The sequence below is a fragment of the Helcococcus kunzii ATCC 51366 genome, from assembly GCF_000245755.1.
In the GTDB taxonomy this organism is placed as follows: Bacteria; Bacillota; Clostridia; order Tissierellales; family Peptoniphilaceae; genus Helcococcus; species Helcococcus kunzii.
Map to the genome: position 1 here is coordinate 1,047,261 of NZ_JH601088.1, position 20,296 is coordinate 1,067,556.

The 20,296-nt window shown below is 29.3% G+C and carries 20 protein-coding genes; 5 read left to right on the forward strand and 15 right to left on the reverse strand.

The genetic code is table 11. The features are described from left to right. Positions 1 to 14: 14 nt before the first annotated feature. The 5 genes from mraZ to hflX all read right to left on the reverse strand — a co-directional run bounded on the left by mraZ (position 15) and on the right by hflX (position 4,082). Positions 15 to 446, reverse strand: coding sequence for a division/cell wall cluster transcriptional repressor MraZ (gene mraZ / locus HMPREF9709_RS04720; RefSeq protein ID WP_005398369.1), 432 nt, complete (start codon positions 444 to 446; stop codon positions 15 to 17). Between the two features lie 280 nt (positions 447 to 726). Beyond that, the gene (lgt, locus tag HMPREF9709_RS04725; protein ID WP_005398370.1) at positions 727 to 1,497 is read right to left on the reverse strand and encodes a prolipoprotein diacylglyceryl transferase; all 771 of its coding nucleotides are present in this window, start codon (positions 1,495 to 1,497) and stop codon (positions 727 to 729) included. Further along, positions 1,470 to 2,165: a TIGR01906 family membrane protein gene (locus tag HMPREF9709_RS04730; RefSeq protein WP_005398371.1), complete on the reverse strand. Its 696-nt coding sequence runs from the start codon at positions 2,163 to 2,165 to the stop codon at positions 1,470 to 1,472. Before HMPREF9709_RS04730 ends, lgt begins: the two co-directional genes overlap by 28 nt. 11 nt (positions 2,166 to 2,176) lie before the next feature. Continuing rightward, a complete protein-coding gene (locus HMPREF9709_RS04735) occupies positions 2,177 to 2,827 on the reverse strand; it encodes a YigZ family protein (protein ID WP_005398374.1) in 651 nt (216 codons plus the stop codon). After that, positions 2,817 to 4,082 (reverse strand): GTPase HflX, encoded by a 1,266-nt coding sequence (hflX, locus tag HMPREF9709_RS04740; protein WP_005398375.1) that lies wholly within the window; start codon positions 4,080 to 4,082, stop codon positions 2,817 to 2,819. Before hflX ends, HMPREF9709_RS04735 begins: the two co-directional genes overlap by 11 nt. Before the next feature lie 117 nt (positions 4,083 to 4,199). Here hflX and HMPREF9709_RS04745 point away from each other — a divergent pair, with 117 nt between their 5' ends. The 3 genes from HMPREF9709_RS04745 (at position 4,200) to HMPREF9709_RS04755 (ending at position 9,413) form a co-directional block, all read left to right on the forward strand. Then, a complete protein-coding gene (locus tag HMPREF9709_RS04745; RefSeq protein WP_005398376.1) occupies positions 4,200 to 7,334 on the forward strand; it encodes a transglycosylase domain-containing protein in 3,135 nt (1,044 codons plus the stop codon). A gap of 68 nt (positions 7,335 to 7,402) precedes the next feature. Continuing rightward, positions 7,403 to 8,101 (forward strand): response regulator transcription factor, encoded by a 699-nt coding sequence (locus tag HMPREF9709_RS04750; RefSeq protein ID WP_005398377.1) that lies wholly within the window; start codon positions 7,403 to 7,405, stop codon positions 8,099 to 8,101. Beyond that, entirely contained in the window at positions 8,091 to 9,413 is a 1,323-nt protein-coding gene (locus HMPREF9709_RS04755) for a sensor histidine kinase (RefSeq protein WP_005398378.1), read from the forward strand. The genes HMPREF9709_RS04750 and HMPREF9709_RS04755 overlap by 11 nt, the downstream gene beginning before the upstream one ends. 101 nt (positions 9,414 to 9,514) lie before the next feature. Here the strand turns inward: HMPREF9709_RS04755 and HMPREF9709_RS04760 are convergent, their stop codons facing one another. The 8 genes from HMPREF9709_RS04760 to nagE all read right to left on the reverse strand — a co-directional run bounded on the left by HMPREF9709_RS04760 (position 9,515) and on the right by nagE (position 16,885). Next, positions 9,515 to 10,303 (reverse strand): type III pantothenate kinase, encoded by a 789-nt coding sequence (locus HMPREF9709_RS04760; RefSeq protein ID WP_005398379.1) that lies wholly within the window; start codon positions 10,301 to 10,303, stop codon positions 9,515 to 9,517. Next, entirely contained in the window at positions 10,287 to 10,880 is a 594-nt protein-coding gene (locus tag HMPREF9709_RS04765; RefSeq protein WP_005398380.1) for an ECF transporter S component, read from the reverse strand. The genes HMPREF9709_RS04760 and HMPREF9709_RS04765 overlap by 17 nt, the downstream gene beginning before the upstream one ends. 69 nt (positions 10,881 to 10,949) lie before the next feature. After that, entirely contained in the window at positions 10,950 to 11,450 is a 501-nt protein-coding gene (locus tag HMPREF9709_RS04770; RefSeq protein WP_005398382.1) for a DUF5673 domain-containing protein, read from the reverse strand. Between the two features lies 1 nt (position 11,451). Further along, positions 11,452 to 13,317 carry an ATP-dependent zinc metalloprotease FtsH gene (gene ftsH / locus HMPREF9709_RS04775; RefSeq protein ID WP_005398384.1) on the reverse strand — a complete coding sequence of 622 codons (1,866 nt, stop codon included), beginning with the start codon at positions 13,315 to 13,317 and terminating at the stop codon, positions 11,452 to 11,454. Next, complete coding sequence (gene tilS, locus HMPREF9709_RS04780; protein WP_005398386.1) at positions 13,307 to 14,635, reverse strand: tRNA lysidine(34) synthetase TilS; 1,329 nt, start codon at positions 14,633 to 14,635, stop codon at positions 13,307 to 13,309. The genes ftsH and tilS overlap by 11 nt, the downstream gene beginning before the upstream one ends. A 12-nt stretch (positions 14,636 to 14,647) precedes the next feature. After that, positions 14,648 to 14,974: an FtsB family cell division protein gene (locus HMPREF9709_RS04785; RefSeq protein ID WP_005398387.1), complete on the reverse strand. Its 327-nt coding sequence runs from the start codon at positions 14,972 to 14,974 to the stop codon at positions 14,648 to 14,650. Between the two features lies 1 nt (position 14,975). Continuing rightward, entirely contained in the window at positions 14,976 to 15,221 is a 246-nt protein-coding gene (locus HMPREF9709_RS04790) for an RNA-binding S4 domain-containing protein (RefSeq protein WP_005398388.1), read from the reverse strand. 188 nt (positions 15,222 to 15,409) lie between these two features. Then, entirely contained in the window at positions 15,410 to 16,885 is a 1,476-nt protein-coding gene (gene nagE / locus HMPREF9709_RS04795; RefSeq protein ID WP_005398389.1) for an N-acetylglucosamine-specific PTS transporter subunit IIBC, read from the reverse strand. Positions 16,886 to 17,045: 160 nt separating this feature from the next. On the opposite strand from nagE, the gene HMPREF9709_RS04800 reads away from it, so the two are divergent. After that, the gene (locus tag HMPREF9709_RS04800; RefSeq protein WP_005398390.1) at positions 17,046 to 17,957 is read left to right on the forward strand and encodes a DUF7916 family protein; all 912 of its coding nucleotides are present in this window, start codon (positions 17,046 to 17,048) and stop codon (positions 17,955 to 17,957) included. A 9-nt stretch (positions 17,958 to 17,966) separates the two neighbouring features. Then, a complete protein-coding gene (locus HMPREF9709_RS04805) occupies positions 17,967 to 18,434 on the forward strand; it encodes a PTS sugar transporter subunit IIA (protein WP_005398395.1) in 468 nt (155 codons plus the stop codon). A 275-nt stretch (positions 18,435 to 18,709) separates the two neighbouring features. On the opposite strand, the gene HMPREF9709_RS04810 is transcribed toward HMPREF9709_RS04805, so the two are convergent. Together HMPREF9709_RS04810 and ypfJ are read right to left on the reverse strand one after the other, a co-directional pair. Next, on the reverse strand, positions 18,710 to 19,267 hold the full coding sequence (locus HMPREF9709_RS04810; RefSeq protein ID WP_005398396.1) for a GNAT family N-acetyltransferase: 558 nt from the start codon (positions 19,265 to 19,267) through the stop codon (positions 18,710 to 18,712). A gap of 96 nt (positions 19,268 to 19,363) precedes the next feature. Then, a complete protein-coding gene (ypfJ, locus tag HMPREF9709_RS04815) occupies positions 19,364 to 20,236 on the reverse strand; it encodes a KPN_02809 family neutral zinc metallopeptidase (protein ID WP_005398397.1) in 873 nt (290 codons plus the stop codon). Positions 20,237 to 20,296: the final 60 nt, after the last annotated feature.

Consider the following 20,296-nt stretch of genomic DNA (forward strand, 5'->3'; position numbering starts at 1 on the left):
CTCCCTCGATTCCATTAGATATCTAGTTCTTCAAAACCATCAAATATTTCATCATAATCCATTGATGAATCATTGATATAATCTTCGTATTTATCTTTATCCCAGATTTCTATCCTTGTTGAAACACCAATAATTGTTGCTTCATTTTTTATACCTGCAAATTCTCTAAGATTTTGTGGTATTACAAATCTTCCTTGTTTATCAAATTCAACTTCCCTTGCTGGTGCATAGAAAGCTCTTTCAAATTGTCTTGCTTTTTTTGAGGTAAGTTTTAATTCTTTAGTCTTTGAAAGTAGTCTTGACCATTCTTCTTCGTCGTACACAAAAACACAGCCTTCCATTCCTCGGGTTACATAAAATTGTTCACCCAACTCATTTCTGAATTTCGAAGGCATAATAACTCTTCCTTTATTGTCGATTGAATGTGTATATTCTCCTATATACATAAAATCCACCACTTTCTACCACTAATTTACCACTTACTCTCCACTTGGTTTTATTTTATATTAATTATAGCTAAAATACAAGGTTATAATGATGTAAATTATAAGAATTATTAGCGAAATAATTATTTTTTCTTTGTAAATGGATTTTAAAATAAAAAAAATCGGTTTTCTTAATAAAAAAACCGATAAGTAGTGTCTATTAAATTTCTTATACTATATATAGTTGAATTTATTTTTTATCAAACTATAAAATATTGTTAATTAAAATTAATAAATTGAATTATTTATTTTCGTAAAAGTTTTCACTATAAAATTTATCTTTATTTGCAAAATATAAAATTATTAATCCAATTATTATTGATAAAACGGATACTAATTGAGCTACTCTAATTGGTCCCAACCATAAACTATCTGTCCTTAAACCTTCTATAAAGAATCTTATAATTCCATATAAAATTAAATACAAAGCAGTAGTAGTACCTGTTTTTGGTGATTTTTTTCTATACAGATAATATAAAAATAAAAATATTAAAAAATTACCCACTGACTCATAAAAGAATGTTGGATGATATTTATGACCATCAATTACTACTGATAATGGAGAATCTGTAGGCCCACCATGTGCTTCACCATTAATAAAATTGCCCCATCTTCCTATTGATTGTGCTAAAGGAAGAAAAATCATAACTATATCTGCCAATTTCATAAATTTTATTTTTTTAACTTTAGTGTAAATATAACCCACCAAAACTCCAGCAATCACACCACCATGTATGGCTAATCCACCATCTCTCATATTAATCATTTCAAAGATAGAATTATAGCGATCAAATTCGAATATTACATAATACAATCTTGCTCCAATTATTGCAGCTGGCAATATCCAAATTGCAATATCATAAATTAAATCGGGATCTCCTCCCGCTCTTTTTATTTCACGTCCACTAAAAATTACCGCTAATATCATACCCGTTACGATAAGTATGCCATACCAATAAACATCAACACCAAATAGTGAAAATGCTACTCTACTTCCTGTGTATTCAAACATTTATCTCTCCTTAAAAATTTAATTATAAAGCTCAACAAAACAATAGATAAAATTACACCTGAAATAAAACTTAAAAATATCCTTATTGAAATATTTAAAAAATATTTTTCTGGTAGCATTCTTATCATTAAATCAGTTTTTGGGTCAAGCAGCCATAAATCATTATCAAAAAATATTTTATGAAACTTTACAAATGCTGAGCTAAAATCAATCGAAATGAATATGGCTAATATAAATATTAAAAATATAAATATCAAAATAGAATTTCTTACAATAATTATATTATCCACTTTACTAATTTTATTACGTGAAAAAATAAAATACAATAAAAAAAGTATAATAAATGATAAAGATAGGTATTTTACAGTATTTGCAAAACTATATAAATTGTGTACATCCTCCATATGAGCAATTTCTTTTTCATTGAAAAATGGTTTTAAATAATCATTATTTCCTGTTTTAATTTGATCTTGCATTGATTTATACATCAAAATAACTTGCTTATGTTCCACCCCGACTTCTTCAGATATTTTATTTTTTTGCGCATAATTACGATAAAATTCTAAATCATATGTTGCATTATTTATTGATTGCACAAGTAAAAATAAAACAATTGAAAGTCCTACAATAAATAAAAATATTTTTTTTACAATATTATTCTTCCCCATTTTTCACCTTATTATTCAATAATTTCATTATTTTTTGTCTTTAGTAACACTGTTTCTAAAATCTCAAGATTAATATTAGCACTTGTAATTTCCATAAGTTGCGTCTTAAAAAATTCAAATTCATTAATTGAAATATACATAATATTTTCAATTATATCTAAATACTTCCTATCTTTGATAAAGAAATTATTATTAGAAATGAAATTATCTATTTTCCCTAAATAAGGATATTCAAAACTTATTTTTACTTTATGATAATTCTTAAACCAAATTATTTCACTTTTCTTAATACATTCCGAAACAGATTGACCATATGCTCTAATCAATCCTGAAGCTCCAAGCTTTTTCCCGCCAAAATATCTTGTGACAACAGCGCAAATATTTGTAAGCTCTTCTTTCTTTAAAACTTCCAACATCGGTATACCTGCCGTACCACTTGGTTCTCCATCATCATTGTATCTTTGAATAAGCTGGTTTTCCCCATTTATATATGCAGTACAATTATGTGTTGCATCTCTATATTGTGAAGATATCTCTTCAATAAATTTAACGGATTCTTCTTCATCATTACATCTTTTAATATTTGTAATAAAAATAGACTTATTAATCTCAATTTGATTATTATATTGTCCTAAAATTGTCTTAAATTCTTTATTCACCATCGATAATATACTTTCTATATTTTTCTAATTCTGAATTATTAAGATACAGATAGGTTTCAACTCCTGTTTCAGTAAACTTTTCTCTATCCTTATATTGTATATATACTTTATCTCTTATAATATCTAAATCAGTATATGGAACAAAAGATCTGTATATCTTAAAATCCTTAAATAATATTTCTTGAATTTTGTTTAATAATTTATCTAAATCTTCTTCTTTTCTTGCGGAAATATAGATTTCTTTATCTATTCCACCATAATACACAAAATCAGGATTCAAATCCATTTTATTAAAGACATAAAGTATATCTTTTCCAATTATACCCATATCCTTAAGTACTGACTTAGTAGCATCAATTTGCATTTCATAATCTTCATTTGAAGCGTCTACTACAATTAATAATAAATCAGAATAGTTTATTTCTTCCAAAGTAGATTTAAATGATTCTACTAATTTTGTTGGTAAATCTGTTACAAATCCAACAGTATCTGTAATTATTATATCTCTATCATTTGGAAGTTTTACTTTTCTTGCTGAAGTATCAAGTGTTGCAAATAGCATATTGTCCGCAAAAACATTTTTTGTATTATTTGAAGACATATCACCTATAGAATTAAGTATTGTAGACTTACCCACATTTGAATATCCTATTAATGATACAATTGGTATTTCAGAATTAATCCTTTTACTTCTTTCAACATTTCTTATTCGTTCAATATCAGTTAACTTAGATTTTATCGAACTTATTTCTCTTTGAATCGCTCTTCTGTCTGTTTCTAACTTTTGTTCCCCTGGACCACGAGTACCAACACCCGCACCCTCTCTAGATAGATAATTTCTGTATCCAACAAGACGAGGTAGCATATACTCTAGTTGCGCCAATTTAACTTGTAATTTAGCTTCTTTAGTTTTTGCTCGTGTAGCAAATATATCTAAAATAAGCCCAGTTCTATCTAAAATCTTTTTGCCAATGATATCTTCTAAATTTTTTATTTGAGAACCCGTCAATTCATTATCAAAAATAATTGTATCAACTTCCAAATTCTCTGCCATTTCCTTTATTTCTTCTGCTTTACCAGAACCAATATAATATTTAGAATTAATTTCCTTAACATTTTGCACAACACTTGCAACAAATTCTGAATCTGAAGATCTGACTAATTCTTTCATTTCTTCTATTTTAGCGTTTATCTGATTTTCTGTATATTTCCCTTTATTATTTAAATGTACTGTTATAATTTTTTCTTTATCCATAATACCACCTTAACTAATTATAGCAAATATCTAATATTAGTGTATGTTTTATTTGCTTCATTTCTATGGTATAATAAAGCAATAAAATATATGCTTTATTTAAAGTAAGGAGATATTATGAACGACAAAAAATCTAATATAGTTTTGTCTGGAATTAAGAGAGTTTTTCAGATAATTGCCCTATTTGTTTTAGTAACACTTATCATAGTAACTACTATAGGAGCAATGCTAGGTGTATCTATCATTAAAGTTGCAGAAAAAACTCCAAAAATTAATCCAGAAAATATATTATTAAATCTTAGCGAAAACTCAAAGATTTTTGATAAAAATAATAATTTAATCGAATCTATAGCATATGATGAATATAGGGAAATAATTCCTATAGATGAGATGCCAAAATATCTTTTAGATGCTTTTGTAAGTCTAGAAGATGAAAGATTCGACGAACATAAAGGTGTTGACCCTAAGAGTGTTATAAGATCATTTGTACAAAACTTAAGATCAGGAAGTATCGCTCAAGGTGGTTCAACAATTACTCAACAACTAGTAAAAAATATTTATTTAACCGATGATGTTAATTGGGAAAGAAAGATCCAAGAAATGTATCTAGCACTAAATATCGAAACTCAAATTAGTAAAAAAGATATTTTAGAAGGATACTTAAATAGAATATTCCTTGGACAACACTCATTTGGTGTTGAAGCTGCATCACAAACATATTTTTCAAAATCAGCAAAAGATCTAAATCTTGCACAATCCGCTGCATTAGCTTCAATTGTACAAGCACCATCTAAGTATTCCCTATTCTTCTCATATTCTCCGACTTCAGTACCTAAAGGCGCAAAAGTTGCAGGAGAATATAACGTAGGTGGAAATAAATATGTTGCAGTATTAAATGATAATGTTGTGGATAGAAAAAACTATACATTAAAGAGAATGTTAGATCTTGGTAAGATTACACAAAGTCAATATAAAGAAGCAGTTAATTTTGATTTGCTTGGTAGTGTAAAACCAGCATCAACATTAAAAAAAGAATATCCATCACATATAGCAAATTTAATTAAAAATGAAGCTATTGACATTATCATGAAAACCCAAAACATGAACAAAGAAGAAGCAAATAATCTACTTTATACTGGTGGACTTAATATAACAACAACTATTGATTGGGATATACAAGCAAAACTAGAAAAAAGTTATGAAGATTTTGCAAATTTCTTCTCAGATAAAACCAAAAATGGTGGTCCATTACTTGCCGATATGCGTTTTGATGATTTTGGTGATGTAATTAATGATAACGGAAATAAACTATTTTATAAAAAAGCAAACTTATTAACTGAAAATAACAAGATTTATGTTCCAGAAGGATGGTACACAGTAGAACAAAATGGTGATGTTACTATAAAGTCTTCACGTATGACTTTAGTACCAAGCGGAATATACGTATTACCATTTTATAAAATAAATGATAGCAATGAATTTGTTACTTTTAGAATAAGTGTAATAGATGTACCAACAGACAGTACAATAAAACACAAAGATGGAAGTTTTACAATTAAAAAATCTTATTTAGATAATTTAGGAGATTTTTACACAATTAAAGATGGCGACTTAATAATAAATGAAAAATATTATTCAGTTGAAACAGAAGGTACAGTTCAACCTCAATCCGCTACAGTTATATTAGATAGTAAAAATGCTGAAATCGTAGCAATGGTATCAAAAAGAGGTAAAAGTAGAGATGACACAATCGATAGAGCTACAAACTTCTATAGACAACCATCTTCAACATTCAAACCTTTAGCAGTTTACGCACCTGCAATTGAAGAAGGTCGTACACTTGCAGATCCAATAGATGATACGCCATATGAAATGCATGGTGGAGACACTCCATGGCCATTAAATGCAAATAAAACATATCAAGGTATAGTAACAACAAGAGAAGCTTTAAGAGCATCCTTAAACCCTCCTGCTGTAAAAATACTTAATAGTGACTTAGGTATTAAAAAGAGCATGGAATATCTACAAAAATTTGGATTGATAAATAAAGAAGATCCAAAATCTGATAGTTTTATTGAAGCAAGTGAAGATGCTCAAGTAAATGATCAAAACTTATCTATGGGTATTGGTTCATTATCAAAAGGTATGACTGTGAAAGATATTGCATCAGCTTATCAAACATTTGCCAATAATGGTGAAAGAGTTGAATCACATATCATTTCAAAAATTGAAAAACAAAATGTAGGTAAGATATTTGTAAATGACCATAAACCTACTAAAGTAATTTCAAAGGAATCAAATTTCTTAATTACAAATGTTATGTCAAGTATATTAAATCAAAGCTATCTTGCTGGTTCTACTAATCCAGATGGTATAGCAACTGCTGGTAAAACTGGTACATCAAATAATCAAAGAGACTTTTGGTTTGCTGGTTTCAATCCATACTATACTTCAGCAACATGGATAGGATTTGATAATGTACAAATCGGAATGGTCGGAAATTCATCTGTGGCATCAAGATTCTTTGGTCACTATATGAATGACATTGTTAAAGGTAAGAAAGCTGTTGAATTTGAACAACCTGATAATATTGTTGAAAGACAAGTAAGTAAGATTGATGGATTATTGCCATCTTCTTTAACAAGTAGAGATCCTAGAGGTAGTATGATTTATACTGAGTATTTCAAGAAAGGTACAGAACCAACTACTCAATCAAACGGACATATCGAAGTATCAATTGATACACGTAACAATTTATTAGCTTCAAATAAAACTCCATATTACTTAAGATCTAAGAGAGTATTTGTTAACAGACCTATTGCTTATAATCCAGATGAATTCAATGGTATAAAACCTTTAGACTGGGCATTTACAGCACCAACAAGATATTCAAATCTTCCTGTAGCAAATCAAAAATCTACAGTTAGAAGATCTGATGGTACTGTAGTGGTTACTGAGACTAGGATGAATGGTGATGTGATTGTTACAACAACTAGACCTGATGGTCTACAAACAATTCAAATCACAACTACAAGTGGTAAGGTGACAACTTCTACAAGAAGGATTAACCAACCTGCCCCACAACCTGCTCCAAAACCACAAGAAACACAAACTACACAAGAGACGCAAACAACTCAAGAAACTCAGGCACCTGAAACACAAACAACTCAAGAGACACAAAAACCAAAACCTCAAGAGACCAAAAAACCTACTACGCCTGAAACACAAAAACCAAAACCAAATAATCCATAATAAAGTTATGGTAAATAATATTATTTATAGAAGTCCTTTGGACTTCTATATTTGTAAGGAGGTAAATTTTGAATAAACATATACTTATAGTGGAAGACGAACCTGGCATTGCAAATATGGAAAAGAATTATCTTAACAAATCTGATTTTACTACAGATATTGCTAAAGACGGCTCTGAAGCATTAAATCTTTTTTATAAAAACCATTATGATTTAATCGTACTGGACTTAATGCTACCTAAATTAAGTGGAGAAAATTTATTAGAAGTTATCAGGGAAACTTCTAATATACCAGTGATTCTGGTTACAGCAAAAGTAAGTGAAAAAGATATAATTTCCGGTTTTAGAAATGGTGCAGATGATTATATAAAAAAACCATTTTCTGGAAATGAATTTGTTGAAAGAGTAAAAGCAGTACTTAGAAGAACAGAGTCCATTAATACAAATAGTAATCTTATCGAATCACTAGATAAAAGAGTTATTGTAGATCTAGAAAATAATAGAGTGTTAAAAGACGATAAAGAAGTTCCTCTAACAAAAAATGAATTATTAATTGTAAAAACTCTATTTACTAATCCAAATAAAACATTCACAAGAAATGAAATTATTGAAATATCATTTGGATATGATTACGATGCATTTGATAGAGCTGTTGATACACATATAAAAAATATCAGATCAAAAATTGAGGATAATCCAAAAAATCCATATTATATTAAAACAATATATGGATTAGGCTATAAAGCTGGAGAAATATATGAAGCTTAGTCAAAAACTAAACAGAACATTTATCTTTATTTTGATACTTTTGATATTCGCTTCTGCTTTTACTGCGATATTTACTTTTAACAATTCCCTATTTAATTTCATTCAAACACAAAGACAAAAAGAGTTTGATACTATTTCAAAAGACATTGTTAAAATAGTTGAATTAGAAAGTGGTATTTCAAATGTACTCCTAGAAAATTATGTAGCTGAGAATAATATTTCCATTAAGTATTACAATAACGATGATAAACTTATTTCACAATTTAACGGGATAAAAAACTATAAAGACTATTCTGAAAATAGCTTTGCAACACAAAAATTTATATTAAAAGATAGTCTAGGAAATAAAGTTGGATATCTAGTAATTTCATATATCGATAATATTTATGAATACGATAATAGTATTAAGGAATTTAGGAAAGAAATTATTCAAAAATACGCGATTATATTTATCGTTACGATGATTATAACCACAGTGCTAATAGTGATCTTTAGTAGAAGTGTAACTAATCCTATTACGGAAATTCAAGCACAGACAAAAAAAATTAGACAAGGTGATTTTGAGAAATCAGGACATAGATATAATATCTATGAACTAGACCAACTATCTGCGGATATTGATTATCTTTCAACTACATTGGAAATGCAAGATAATTTTAGATCCGATTATGCAAGAGATATCGCCCATGAACTTAGGACGCCAATGACAAATCTCTTACTTCATTTAGAAGGTATCCGCGATGAAATCATTGAGGCGGATGAAGATACTATCAATCTTTTAATTTCTGAAATACAAAGATTAAATCGAATGATTGATGATTTAGAAGTATCTTTCAATAATACAAAAGAAAATTCTAAACTTAATTTAGAAAAAGCAAGCTTAAATGAGATTTTGACAAATGTAACATCAAGTTTTGCTCCACTAATCGATGAGAAAAATATTAAATTAATTAAATCATTTGATAAGGACAATATAATCGAAACTGACAAGATGAAACTTACACAAATATTTTCCAATATCTTATCAAATGCTATCAAAGCTGTAGATGAAAATGGTGAAATTTCAATAATTCACAAATCTTACAAAAATAGAGATGTCATAAGAATATCTGATAATGGCGTTGGTATGAATAAAGAAAATATGAAACATATTTTCGAACGTTTTTATCGAATTGATGATGCTAGAAATACTAAACAAAGCGGAAGCGGATTAGGGCTAGCAATCACAAAAAACTATGCTGATTTACTAAATTATAGAATAAGTGTATCTTCAAACGAAGGTGAAGGTACAGAATTTGTTATAACAATTTAAATAAGGCTGCTACAAAACGACAATTCTGTCATTTTGCAACAGCCTTTTTTCATATAAAATTATAATCATTATGGCGAAAATAGAATTCTAATTTTATTAAATTATTTTTTATTTATTTCTTTTGTTTTTTCATAAATCAATCTCATTCCTTCAAGCGTGATGTTTTTATCTACAGTTTGAATGTATCTAGATCTTTCAGCAATAAATTCTGAATATCCACCTGCCGCTATTATGCTTACTGCACTTGTGGTTGTCTTTAGAGCTTTTGCTATCTCTTCAATAATATTATCAACCAAGCCGACATATCCATAGGTTAAACCAGATTTAATCGCTTCAACCGTAGTCTTCCCTATAACGGATCGGGGTGATTCAAATTCTACTTTTGGAAGCTTTGATGTCCTCTCAAAAAGTGCATTTGATGCTATACCCATACCTGGCGCTATAGCTCCGCCTAAAAATTCTCCATCTTTACTTACAACATCAAAAGAAATTGCTGTTCCCATATCAATAAGAATCGCAGGTAATTTATAATGCTCCATCATTGCGACAGAGTTTGCAATTCGGTCTGCACCAACTTCTTTTGGATTTTCATAATTTATCTTCATACCAGTTTTGGTATTTTCTCCAATAACGATTGGAGTTTTATTTAAATATTTTTTACATAGATGCTTAAATGTTAGTTGTAAAGTTGGTACAACAGAACCAAGTACAACATCATCAATTTCATCTAGTTTTATCCCCTCATGAAGAAGTATAGATTCTATTTGTGAACCGTATTCATCCATGGTTTTAGTTTGTCTTGTTTCTAATCTCCAGCTATTTATATTTTTACTACCTTCGAAAATACCTAAAACCACATTCGTATTCCCAATATCAATTAATAGTATCATTTTTTCCTCTTTTATAAGTTCTTAACAAAGCATATGCTATTGGTATACTTATCACAACAGAAACAATCATTTCAACAACACCTTGTGTACCTGCTATTGTAAATAAAGCTCCTACAATGGTTTGTGATGATCTACCAGTTTTTTCTAGAAAATCTCTACCATATAAAATAAATACTAGAGATAAAACTCCTATTGTATTTATCATTGAACCAATAGCTGCAGAAATACCAATACTTACACCTTTATTTTTTATCATTTTATCTAAAGCTATAAAAATATATCCAGTACCTAGACCTATTAAAACTCTTGGTAAAACTGCTACTAATGGATTCATAAATATATATGAAGTTATTACCGGTCTTAATATAGCATTTAATATAGATGTTATACCAAATACCAACCCTAATAACGCTCCTAATTTAGGTCCTTTTACGATAGCCAATATAATAACTGGGATATGCACTATAGTTGCATTCATTATTCCTATTGGTATATAACCTAAGCCTGGCACAGCTACCATTACTATAATAATAGCAGTCATAATTCCTAAAATAGTTAAATCTTTTATATTTTTCATTTTTTCCTCCTGATCTAGTTCTTAAAAAAGATACCAGTCAATTATTTTATTTTTTATTAAATTGTTATTTTATTTTTTTAATTTGTACTTTCTTATAATTTCATCTATTGCAGGGATATCTTTTTTCTCCACTTTCATGTAAGATTGTCTTTCATCAAATCCCTTTTTATAGATAGTTACTAATTCACCTTTTTCTGCATCAAATGCCCATTTTTGAAGTTCTTTCCATGACACAAATTTTGAGTCAATAATCAATCCATTTTCAGCAAATGAATTTTTTACAGTGTATTCCAACAATAAAAAGACAATTAATGCAATCATTAGAGCTCCAGAAGCTATGTCACCGTAAATTACATTATAGATACCAAAGGCTAAAACTAAACCACCTAGTATCCATAATATCTTAGGCACAGCTCTTTTGAACTCAAATATTTTTCCTTTTAACTCTTTTTTCGCCATATGAGTTTTATATAATTTATAGATAAAGTAAACTATTAATCCACCATATAAAAAATATATTATTGTGTTCATACCAGTATTTGGTCTATTTGCTTGATTTGCCGCTAACATATTATTCCTCTTCTATAATTTTTTCATCAAAATCATGAATATTAAAATTTTCATCATACTTTCTTGCGATTGCAATATATTCATCCTTACGGATTGTCTCAGTTTCTAACAGTTTTTGAGCCAGTTCTTCCAAGAAATCTCTATTATTGATTATCAATTCTTTAGCTTTTTCGTATGAATTTTTTATAATATTAGTAACTTCTTCGTCAATCTTTATTGCAGTTTCTTCTGAATAATGGTCTCCACTAGAATAATTGGAGCCACCTAAAAATACATTTCCACTTGCATCATCATAAAGTACTGGACCTAAAATATCACTCATACCATAAACTTTAACCATTGCTCTTGCAATTTGTGTTGCTCTTTCAATATCATTTGAAGCACCTGTTGAAATATCGTCTAATACTATTTCTTCCGCTGCTCTACCACCTAAAAGTGCAACTATTCTATTTTTCATTTCGTTTTTCGTTCTAAATGATTTATCTTCATCTGGTAAATAAGCTGTAAAACCACCAGCAGAACCTCTTGGAACAATAGTAATCATATGCACTGGATCCAATTCTTTTAAGAATTGTGCTGTAACTGCATGTCCAGCTTCATGATATGCTGTTAATTTTCTTTCTTTTTCAATTACCACTCTAGATTTCTTTTCTGGACCAGCCATTACTCTAATCGCCGCTTCATCCATTAACTCTGGAGTAATTTCTTCTTTATTTTTTCTTGCAGCTAATAATGCCGCCTCATTTGTTAAGTTTTCTAATTCAGCAGGAGAAAATCCAGCTGTAGATTTTGCAACATCTTCTAAGTTAATCTTTGGAGAAAGTTTTTTATTTCTAGTATGCAGTTGTAGCATTTCATATCTTTCTCTTACATCTGGCATAGAAATTTGAATAGTTCTATCAAATCTACCCGGTCTTAAAAGAGCTGGGTCTAAGATATCTGGTCTATTTGTTGCAGCTATCATGATGATACCTTCGTTCTTTTCAAAACCATCCATTTCTACTAACAATTGGTTTAGAGTTTGTTCTCTTTCATCGTGACCACCACCTAAACCAGAACCTCTTTTTCTACCTACCGCATCAATCTCATCAATAAAAATGATACATGGCGCATTTTTCTTTGCTTCTAAAAACATATCTCTTACTCTAGAAGCACCAACACCGACAAACATTTCAACAAAATCAGAACCACTTATACTATAAAATGGCACTTTTGCTTCACCAGCAACCGCTTTTGAAATATATGTCTTACCTGTACCTGGTTGTCCAACTAAAAGCACACCTTTAGGAATTCTCGCTCCTTGCTTAACGTATTTAGCAGGATTTTTTAAGAAATCAACTAATTCGCTCATTTCTTCTTTTTCTTCTCTTAAACCTGCAACATCAGCAAAAGTAATCTTATTATTTGAGTCAAGATTCATCTTAGCTTTTGATTTACCAAATTTCATCGCTTGGCTATTTCCGCTAATATTTTTAGCTATTGTAAAATACCATATAAAAGCAAAACCTGCCAACATCAGAATCGATGGTAATAGTTCTAAAAATATACTTGGCGATTTTGCAGGCAATCCTCTATATACGATCTTACCTGATTCCACTTTATCTTTCAGATAATTGTCATATAAATTCTTTTGGAATTCTACAGGAAGTTCTGAGCTAAATGTTGTATTGTCTTTTAACACACCTTCTATTCTTGAACCTTGTGTAGTAATCGACTTAACATTGTTTTCTTTTATTTGCTCAACAACTTTATCAACTGACATAGAATTCGAATTCATAAAAATGTCGCCAAATTTAGTAAAAAGAAGAACCATCAGTATTATTGGTATAATCAATGATATAATATTCGTCTTTCTATTATTGTTCATTCTCACTCCTTAATTTAGGTATAAATTTTAAACTCGCTTTACCATTATACCCTATATTCTTTTTATATATATTTTCTATTAATAATATCTCATTATTGTATTCAACTATTGGAAGTATATCCCTATCTATTTTATCAATTTTCTTATCTATTAGATAATCTTTCAATTTAATCTCTCTATTATTTAAGCTAATGCGATCTCCATTTTTCCTTCGTCTGATTACAATCTCATCACCAAAATCTAAGGAAATATTTTTTTTATCATTGTCATCAATACATAAAATATATTGACCAAAATCATACTTACCTTTTAAAACTTTCATTTTCTTATCTTCAAAATAATCATCTTCATTATATTTTCTTATTATGAAATTATTAAATGAATTATAAAAAATTACACCATTTAATATTAAATCTACCCCTCTAGCAGATTTTAATATTTTTAGTATTTCGTTATATTGCATCTTAGTAAAATTATAATTAGAATGTATCCTATCTATTTCAATTCTTATCATTTCAATTATTGTAAATTCATCAAAAGACGAAAGTTTGTTTTTATCAAATATAGTCTTATAACCATCTTTATAAATTACAATATCATCAATTTTATCTTGCAGATTATTTTTTACAAAATCCATCTGCTTTGATGAAATATCTGAAAGTGAAAGTATAGATTCATAAAAATTAGGATTGTATTTTTTCTTTATTAAAGGTATAAGCTCATTTCTAATCGAATTTCTTGTATAGTCATTGGTAAAATTTGTTAAATCTTGTACATAGGAAATGTTGTTATTTTCAGCAAAACTTATAATTTCAGCTTTACTGATATTTAACATTGGCCTTACAATGTTATTTTCAACACTACTCATCCCTTTTAATCCTTCAATACCAGTACCTCGGATTATCCTCATCAATATTGTTTCAACTTGATCATCTAAATTATGGGCTAGAGCTATAAACCAATCTTTTTTATCTGGTTTAGATTCAATAATTTTATTAAAAAATTTATGTCTTAATATCCTACCAGCCTCTTCTGAAGAAATATTATTTAATTTAGCATATTCTTCCATCGAATTTTTCTCAACATGAAATATTATATCATTTTTAGCCGCAATTTTCCTAACAAATTTTTCATCTTCATCTGATTGACCATTTCTCGTTAAATGATTAAAATGCGCAATTTCTATATTGAAATGATAATGCTTTTGAAATGATTTTAATATCTCAAACATAACCATGGAATCAACACCACCACTTAATGCAATCAATACATTTTTATATTCAATTTTTTTTAAAACTTCTCTATCTATATCTAACATTGCATTTTTAAATTATTCATTTTGAGTTTCTTTATTTGTCTCATCATCAACATAGATTTTTTCACCTTTTTTTATCATTCCCAAATCTTCTCTAGCTTTCTTTTCTATGTATTCTAATGAATTTACTTCTTCAATTTCTTTTGTCAATCTATCAATTTCTTGTTGTAATTCTTTAGATTTATTTTTTAGTATAGAAGTATTTGATTTTAGATCTTTAATCATGTTTTTTTGATGAATATATTGAGTTAACATGATTATAAGTATTACCGTTGACACTACAAAAAAAATAAAAGGAATAAATCTCTTTTTATTTATTTTTGATTTTTTTATTTTTCTCATTTCAATCCTCGATTACTCTAAACATCTCTTCAGCATTAGATTTATTAGTGTTTTCTATTATCTTTAATACCTCAAATTTTACAGTATTATCACCAAACTCAATTTCTAAAATATCTCCAATCTTTACATCTGTACCCGGTTTTGCAACTTTTGAATTAACTTTTATCCTACCAGTTTCTGCTGCTGTCTTTGCAACAGATCTTCTTTTAATTATCCTAGAATTTTTTAGAAATTTATCTATTCTCATACATCCCCCTATCTCTAGTTTTACAAACCGTTTATCTATAAATTATAACATACTTATTAAAAAATTGTCTTTTAGAATTATAATCTAATTGTTTTACTTCTTAAACCTTCCAAAAAATTAGAGACTGTTGCAAAATGACATCTCAATCATTATACAACAGCCTCCTAAAAGGTTATTTTATATTAAATTTACACTAATTTTTTAAATTCGTCGTAAACTCTTTCAACTTGTGGTCCAACAATTACATGAACTTGGTTTTTACCAGGTTTCATAACTCCTGGAACACCTAAATTCTTAATTGCTGCTTCGTTTACTTTAGAATCATCTTTAACTGTTAATCTTAATCTTGTAGCACAGTTAGTATGAGTATCAATGTTTGATGCTCCACCTAAACCAGCTAAGATTTTTTCAGCTAAATCTCTATCTGATACATCAAAGCTTGTTTCAGTTGTTTCACCTGCAATAACAGCTTCTCTACCAGGTGTTTGTAAGTTAAATTTCTTAATTGCAAATTTGAAAATTACAAAGTATAATGCTGCGAATACTAAACCTTGAACAAGTAGCATTGGGATTTTATCTGCCATTGGGTTTTTAATTGATAATATCAAGTCAATTAAACCAGCAGAGAAACCAAATCCTGCATACATACCAAATTGTGCAGCTAAGAATACTGATACAGCTGTTAATACAGCGTGTACTAAGTATAATGCTGGAGCAACTAACATAAATGCAAATTCAATTGGTTCTGTTAAACCAGTTACAAATGATGCTAATGCACCTGCTAATAATAATGATTTAGCAAATTTCTTTCTTTCAGGTCTAGCTTCAGTAAACATAGCAATAGCAGCTGCTGGTAAACCAAACATCATGATTGGGAAGAAACCTGCTTGATACATACCTGGGTGATATGTGGCTGTAATTAGAGCTGCAGATTTTGCACCACCTAAAAAGTTAGGAATGTCATTTATTCCTACTAAATCAAACCAAAATACTTGGTTTAATGCATGGTGTAATCCTGTTGGGATTAATAATCTATTAAAGAATGCATAGATACCTGCACCTACTGGTCCCATTCCTAATAATGTTTGTCCAAATTTAACTAATGCAACGAAAACAATTGGCCATACAAAGAATAATATACCTGCAGCAATTAATGAAATAACTGATGCTAAAATTGGAACTAATCTTCTACCTGAGAAGAATGCTAAGAAATCTGGTAATTTGACTGTGTGGAATTTATTATATACTTCTCCACCAATAATACCTGAAATAATACCAACGAATACATTTCCTGGTCCCATTGTTTTGAATGCTTGTACTTCAAATGGATTTGCTTTAGCCCATGCTTCAGGATCTAATCCTTTAAGTTGAGCAACAGCTCCAGCACTTAAAACAGTAGTAATTGTTAAGAATGATACTACACCTGCTAATCCTGCTGCACCGTGATTATCCTTTGCTAAACCAAAGGCAACCCCAATTGCAAATAGGTATCCCATGTTATCTAAGATTGCACCACCAGCTTTAATCAAGAAAGCTGCTAATGGACTATTTCCACCCCAAGCTTCAGGGTCAATAGCATAACCTATACCTAAAAGTAAACCAGCAAGTGGCAATACTGCAACTACTTGCATAAATGATCTACCTAATTTTTGTAAATATTTCATTTTTCCTCCTTTATAACCTTTCTGTTTATATTATAACATCTTTATAGTATAATACAATATAAATAAGCGTGTTATTATCACAATGTTATCATTTTCATTATTGTATAATTTCCATATAATTTGTTATAATGAATTTAACAAATAATTGAAAGGAATTTTTATGGTTAAAAGATTACTAGATGCACAAGCCTCAGATCTAAGTGGACTGAGCGCAAAAGAAAAACTAGAAAGCATTAAACTCTCTGAAGGTAGAGTTCTAGTTACTGAAAATATTGGAGCATTTCCACCTATTCTTGGTGATGTGTCAAACGCTGAACTAGCTACAGCGATGGGTTCAGATATATTACTATTTAATTTATTTGATGTTGACAAAAATATTATAAATGGAATAGTTTCTGATCAACCATTAAAAAAAGTGAAGGAACTTACAAATAGATTAATTGGAGTAAATTTAGAACCAGCATTGGAAATTGAAGAAGATGATGATAATTTTTGGAAATTAACTAAAGGAAGATTAGCGACTTTAGAAAATGTTCAGAAATTAATTGATCAAGAAGTCGATATACTAGTTTTGACAGCTAACCCTGGGACAGGTATAACCAATACGGATTTATTCAATGCTATCAAAAAAATAAAAGAAAAATTTGGAAATAAAATCATTATTGCATCTGGTAAGATGCATAGTGCGGGTTCTTTAACTGAAAATGGTGAAAATTTATTATCAGAAGAAGTTGTTATAGATTTCATTAAAGCGGGTACAGATATTGTAATGATACCTGCGCCGGGCACAGTTCCAGGATTTGATTTGGAAAATGTAAAAAAATATGTTAATCTTATTCATGAATATGATAAGATATGTTTAACTGCTATAGGTACTTCACAAGAAGGAGCAGATAAAGATACAATCAGAACAATTGCATTAAATTCAAAAATGTCAGGTACTGATATGCATCATATTGGTGATAGTGGTCTATCTCCTGGCCTTGCAAGTCCAGAAAACATCATGACATATTCATTTGCAATTAAAGGGAAAAGACACACATTTAGAAGAATTGCAAGAAGAAATTATTAGGAGGAAATAATGGGATTATTTGGTAAAAAAATCAATTTGGTAGCACCAATGACAGGTGAAATAATTGATATAACTGAAGTGGAAGATATTACTTTCGCACAAAAATTTTTAGGTGACGGAGTTGCAATTAGACCAACTGAAGGATTAGTTGTAGCACCTGCTGATGGTGAAGTAATGCAAGTCTTCCATACAAAACACGCTATAGGATTAAACATCAAAGGCGTTGAACTTCTTATTCACATTGGTATGAACACTGTAGAATTAAAAGGTGAAGGATTTGAAGTTTTCGTAGAACAAGGACAAAAAGTTAAAGCTGGAGATAAATTGGTAAAAGTAGACTTAGATTTACTTAAAGAAAAAGGCTACCCAATTGAAACACCTGTAGTTGTGACAAATATGGATGATATCAAATCATTATCAAAACAATCTGGCAATGTAACTGCTGGTTCTGATGAAATCATGGAAATAAAAAAATAAAACTCTTATCAATATCTGCTGGAGCTAAATCTCCAGCAGATATTTTTTAATAATTGGTGAAAATTGGTACTTAAATTGAAATTTTAATATTTAGTTCCAAAAATTTTAAGTAGAAATGGTACTAAAATTGAAATTTTAAAATTTGGTACCAAAAATTTTAAGTAGAAATGGTACTAAAATTGAAATTTTAAAATTTGGTACCAAAATCTAATATAAAGCTAAAACACAACAATCCATTACTCAAAGACTCAAATTTACATTATTGCCATAATAATCTATTTTATCCAGTCTTCTTTTCTCAATATATTAATTACGCCATCATGAGTTATTCCAGATAAAGTAGTTATTTCTTGATCACTATAGTAAGTAAATCCACATTTTTCTTGTACTCTCTTTGATTGAGAATTAAATTTAAAATAACCACAAAATAAAATATCTAATTTTTCATCTTCAAACATATATCTTATTATCTCTTTTACAGCTTCGGGCATAATTCCTAATCCCCAATAGTCTTTAGAAAGTACATAGCCAATTTCTTTACATTTAAGGTTTTCAAATTCAGGCCATTTTTTTTCATTGTAATTATGTAAACCAATTGATCCAATAACTTTACCATTGTATTCAATTGCAAGTACATTTTTATTTTTTATGAAATGTTCTAAAATATTTCTAGATTCTTGAATATTTTTGTGTGGCAGCCATCCAGCCATTTGTCCAACACCATCTACTTTACTATATTCATAAAAATCTTCTAAATCTGTTAATTCCCATGGTCTTAATTTTAATCGTTCTGTATTAAATAATTTATTGCTAATATCTATGTTAATATTCATTATTGTCTCCGTTACTTTTTTTAGAATTATATAATAAGTCTAAAAAATTGTAAATAAAAAGCACTCTAGCTTACATACTAAAGTGCTCTAAAAATATTAATTTACTAAATCAAATGTATTACCGTGTTCTAGGTCACCGAATTGTACACCTCTTCTAAACCATTCACTTCTTTGTTTACTTGTACCATGTTGGAATGTATCCGGATTTGCTCTGCCACCTTGCATCTCTTGTAGTCTATCATCTCCTACTCCTGTTGCAGCTCTCAATCCTTCTTCGATATCCCCTTCTTCTAAATATCCTTTTTCTCTAACATAGTTAGCAAATACTCCAGCATAATAGTCAGCTTGTAATTCTAATCTTACCATTTGCTTATTAAATTCACGATCTGATACTCTTCCTCTTAAATTATGTACCTCTTGTAAAGTACCAATTAAATTTTGTACATGATGTCCGACTTCATGTGCCAAAACATATGCAAACGGAAAGTCTCCTGCTGCATCTAATGTTGTGGCGAGTTGATTTGCAAACGACACATCTATATATACCGTTTCATCGCCACCACAATAAAAAGGTCCCATATTATTTGAAGCAAATCCACAAGCTGTATTTACAGTGTCTTGATAAATTCTTAATTTTGGCTCTCTATATTCTTTTCCGTGTTCTTTAAAAACTTTATGCCAAACATCCTCTGTATCAGCTAAAACAACAGCTAAAAATTTTTCAATTTCAGCTTCTTGTTCATTTCTTGGTGTATACTCTTGTGTGTTTTCACTTTGTCTACCGGTATCTGTACCTGTCATACCTATAAATTCTAAAGGATTTTGCCCCATTAATAGAGATACTACAAGCAAGATAAGTATACCTGTACCACCTAAACCACCAATACCGGCAAGTGAAGGTCTACCACCTCTACCCGCACCGCTTGATTTACTTACATTATCACTTTCTCTTCTTCCCTGCCATTTCATATTATACCTTCCTAAAATGTAATTGTTTTTATTTATTACACTAAATACCCTATACCCATT

Excerpts from the sequence above, each read along its gene's own strand:
- ypfJ (WP_005398397.1), bottom strand. The coding sequence starts at position 20,236 with ATGAAATGGCAGGGAAGAAGAGAAAGTGATAATGTAAGTAAATCAAGC.
- HMPREF9709_RS04755 (WP_005398378.1), top strand. The coding sequence starts at position 8,091 with ATGAAGCTTAGTCAAAAACTAAACAGAACATTTATCTTTATTTTGATA.
- HMPREF9709_RS04735 (WP_005398374.1), bottom strand. The coding sequence starts at position 2,827 with ATGGTGAATAAAGAATTTAAGACAATTTTAGGACAATATAATAATCAA.
- tilS (WP_005398386.1), bottom strand. The coding sequence starts at position 14,635 with ATGTTAGATATAGATAGAGAAGTTTTAAAAAAAATTGAATATAAAAAT.
- HMPREF9709_RS04810 (WP_005398396.1), bottom strand. The coding sequence starts at position 19,267 with ATGAATATTAACATAGATATTAGCAATAAATTATTTAATACAGAACGA.
- HMPREF9709_RS04770 (WP_005398382.1), bottom strand. The coding sequence starts at position 11,450 with ATGTTAGCGGCAAATCAAGCAAATAGACCAAATACTGGTATGAACACA.
- nagE (WP_005398389.1), bottom strand. The coding sequence starts at position 16,885 with ATGAAATATTTACAAAAATTAGGTAGATCATTTATGCAAGTAGTTGCA.
- HMPREF9709_RS04805 (WP_005398395.1), top strand. The coding sequence starts at position 17,967 with ATGGGATTATTTGGTAAAAAAATCAATTTGGTAGCACCAATGACAGGT.
- hflX (WP_005398375.1), bottom strand. The coding sequence starts at position 4,082 with ATGGATAAAGAAAAAATTATAACAGTACATTTAAATAATAAAGGGAAA.
- HMPREF9709_RS04730 (WP_005398371.1), bottom strand. The coding sequence starts at position 2,165 with ATGGGGAAGAATAATATTGTAAAAAAAATATTTTTATTTATTGTAGGA.
- HMPREF9709_RS04790 (WP_005398388.1), bottom strand. The coding sequence starts at position 15,221 with ATGAGAATAGATAAATTTCTAAAAAATTCTAGGATAATTAAAAGAAGA.
- lgt (WP_005398370.1), bottom strand. The coding sequence starts at position 1,497 with ATGTTTGAATACACAGGAAGTAGAGTAGCATTTTCACTATTTGGTGTT.
- HMPREF9709_RS04785 (WP_005398387.1), bottom strand. The coding sequence starts at position 14,974 with ATGAGAAAAATAAAAAAATCAAAAATAAATAAAAAGAGATTTATTCCT.
- HMPREF9709_RS04800 (WP_005398390.1), top strand. The coding sequence starts at position 17,046 with ATGGTTAAAAGATTACTAGATGCACAAGCCTCAGATCTAAGTGGACTG.
- ftsH (WP_005398384.1), bottom strand. The coding sequence starts at position 13,317 with ATGAACAATAATAGAAAGACGAATATTATATCATTGATTATACCAATA.
- HMPREF9709_RS04760 (WP_005398379.1), bottom strand. The coding sequence starts at position 10,303 with ATGATACTATTAATTGATATTGGGAATACGAATGTGGTTTTAGGTATT.
- HMPREF9709_RS04765 (WP_005398380.1), bottom strand. The coding sequence starts at position 10,880 with ATGAAAAATATAAAAGATTTAACTATTTTAGGAATTATGACTGCTATT.
- HMPREF9709_RS04745 (WP_005398376.1), top strand. The coding sequence starts at position 4,200 with ATGAACGACAAAAAATCTAATATAGTTTTGTCTGGAATTAAGAGAGTT.
- mraZ (WP_005398369.1), bottom strand. The coding sequence starts at position 446 with ATGTATATAGGAGAATATACACATTCAATCGACAATAAAGGAAGAGTT.